This is a genomic window from Brevundimonas sp. CURTG3B2_SDJG, from assembly GCF_057364705.1.
Window position 1 is genome coordinate 1 of record NZ_JBNFOJ010000374.1, and the last position, 2,430, is coordinate 2,430.

The window sequence follows — 2,430 nt, forward strand, 5'->3', positions numbered from 1 at the left end:
GTGTGCGGGCCGGGACGCGCCCCTTCGACGCGGGCGGGCTGGACGGCGTCGACATCCTGTCGTTCGCCAACGCCGGGGCGTTCGCAGGAACGGCCCACCCCGCCCGCCTTCACCGAGGCCGAGACGGCCGCGGTCGAAGCCTGGGTGCGGAACGGCGGCAAGCTGCTGCTGATCGCCGACCACACGCCGTTCGGGGCCGCCGCCGAAGGGCTGGCGGCGCGCTTCGGTGTGACGATGGGCACGGGCTACGCCTTCGCGATGACGGACGACCTCAACTTCACCACCACCCTGGTCTATCCGGCCGAGGCGTTCGGCGATCACCCGGTCATCGCCGGACGGGACCCCGATGAGCGGGTCCAGACCGTCACCGCCTTCACCGGCCAATCGCTGCAGGGGCCGGCCGAGGCGACGGTGCTGCTGCCCATGACCGTGGGCGCGCGCGAGGCGGCGGATCTGCCGACCCTGCAGGCGCTGGCCGAGCGGCTGGCGCAGGCGGGACAGGCAGGCTCGGGCGCCGCCGAGGCCGTGGCGGAGCTGTCCCGGCCCGCCCTATCGGCGCAAGGATTGGCCTTCGACCATGGCCGAGGCCGGGTGGTGGTGCTGGGCGAGGCGGGCATGCTGTCGGCCCAGCTGATCCGGTTCCCGCCCGAAAGCGGCCAGGCCGACCGGCGGTTCGGGATGAACGCCGCGCCCGGCAACGCGCGCTTCGCGCTGAACGTGCTGCACTGGCTGAGCGGGCTTCTGCCCTGATCCGTTTGCGCAGGGAGCCTTCGAGGGCTAGGCGGGGCCGCCAACGCATGCGGAGCGACCATCATGACTGAAGCGGCCAAGGAAGACACGGCGGCCTGGGACGCCCTGTTCGCGGCGCTGTGCGTCGAGGTGGGCTTTTGCCTGCATCCCAAGGGCGAGAAGCGGGTGAAGGACGCCCTGCCGTCCGGCCTGGACGCGGCCGTCCGGGCGGTGTTCGAAGCCGAGGGCGTGGACTACCCGTCCTCCGCCGGCGACCTGCGCCGTGCGGTGCGCGACTGCTTGAAGGCCAACCTGCCGAAGGGCTGAGCTATTTTCCCCGCCGGTCGTGACGGCGGTGGCCGTCGCGGTCCCGGCGCCAGCCTCCGTCCCCGTCCCGGTCGCGGCGGTCCCAGTCGCGCCGCCCATCGCGGTCGTGCCGACGGTGATCGCGATAGCTGTAGTCGGGAACGTAGGTCGGCGCGCCGGCCGCATAGGCGGGTACGCAGCTCTGGCGCACGACGCCGAAGCGGTCCGTGTACCAACTGCAGACGGGTTCGTTGGCGATGTCGTAAGCCGCCTGGTCCAGGCCCTGGGCGACGGCCTCCCAGAAGGCGGGGTCGCTGCTGCAGCCGCCGAGCCCGACCCCGGCGAGCAGCACCGCGATGATCCTGTTCCGCTTCGACATGGCGCCTTCCCCTCGCAAGCTTCACCGAGAAGCGTCATGCAGCCTTTGGCCCGGGACAAGCGTTCGAAAACTGACGAAATCCGACCGCCGCGCCTTGGGTCCCGCGCCCGGGCGCCTACATGCGGACCAGTCTCAATCCGTCGAAAGGAGCCTCCCCATGGCCTTCACGCTTCCTCCCCTCCCGTACGCCTATGACGCGCTGGAGCCGGCCATCGACAAGGAGACGATGACCTTCCACCACGACAAGCATCACCAGACCTACGTCGACAATCTGAACAAGGCCGTGGACGCCGATCCGGCCCTGCAGGGCAAGTCGCTGGAAGAGCTGTTCGCGACCATGTCCAAACTACCCAAGGCCGTGCGCAACAACGGCGGCGGCCACTGGAACCACAGCCTGTTCTGGGAGCTGCTGGCCCCCGCCGACCAGGCCGGCCAGCCGTCGGCCGAGCTGGCGGCCGCGATCGACCGCGACCTGGGCGGACTGGACAAGTTCAAGGAGGACTTCAACGCCGCCGGCGCCGGCCAGTTCGGCTCGGGCTGGGCCTGGCTGATCGTCCAGGACGGCAAGCTGAAGGTCACCTCGACCCCCAACCAGGACAATCCGCTGATGGACGTCGCCGACGAAAAGGGCGCCGTGGTCCTGGCGGCGGACGTGTGGGAGCACGCCTACTACCTGAAGTACCAGAACCGCCGGGCCGACTATCTGAAGGCCTTCTGGACGGTGGTGAACTGGAACAAGGCCAACGAACTCTTCGCCGCGGCCACGGCCTGATCGCGGTCTGAACAGGGAAGGCCGGATCGCTTGGGCGGCCCGGCCTTCGTTTGCGCCGTGAACCTCCAGCGGCGCTGTTGACTGGTCGAGGCGAAAGCTCGACCGTCGCCCTCCGGCGAGCCCGCCGCCGATCAGGAACCCGTCTGATGAATGTCCACGTCCGCCTGGCCGCCGCCTCGCTGATCCTGGCCGCCCTCGGGGCGGCGGCCTGTTCGCCCCGGGGCGGAAAAAGACGGCGGACCCG

3 protein-coding genes and 1 pseudogene are annotated in these 2,430 nt (G+C 70.3%); 3 read left to right on the forward strand and 1 reads right to left on the reverse strand.

Going from position 1 to position 2,430, the window contains the following annotated elements; genetic code table 11:
- Positions 1-750: pseudogene (locus AC2W7C_RS16775) on the forward strand (hypothetical protein); the annotation flags it as partial.
- 63 nt (positions 751-813) lie between these two features.
- Entirely contained in the window at positions 814-1,056 is a 243-nt protein-coding gene (locus tag AC2W7C_RS16780; RefSeq protein WP_486002400.1) for a hypothetical protein, read from the forward strand.
- A gap of 1 nt (position 1,057) precedes the next feature.
- Here AC2W7C_RS16780 and AC2W7C_RS16785 read toward each other — a convergent pair whose 3' ends face one another.
- Positions 1,058-1,414 (reverse strand): hypothetical protein, encoded by a 357-nt coding sequence (locus tag AC2W7C_RS16785; RefSeq protein WP_486002401.1) that lies wholly within the window; start codon positions 1,412-1,414, stop codon positions 1,058-1,060.
- 157 nt (positions 1,415-1,571) lie between these two features.
- Here AC2W7C_RS16785 and AC2W7C_RS16790 point away from each other — a divergent pair, with 157 nt between their 5' ends.
- On the forward strand, positions 1,572-2,186 hold the full coding sequence (locus AC2W7C_RS16790) for a superoxide dismutase (RefSeq protein ID WP_486002402.1): 615 nt from the start codon (positions 1,572-1,574) through the stop codon (positions 2,184-2,186).
- The last annotated feature ends 244 nt before the right edge of the window (positions 2,187-2,430 follow it).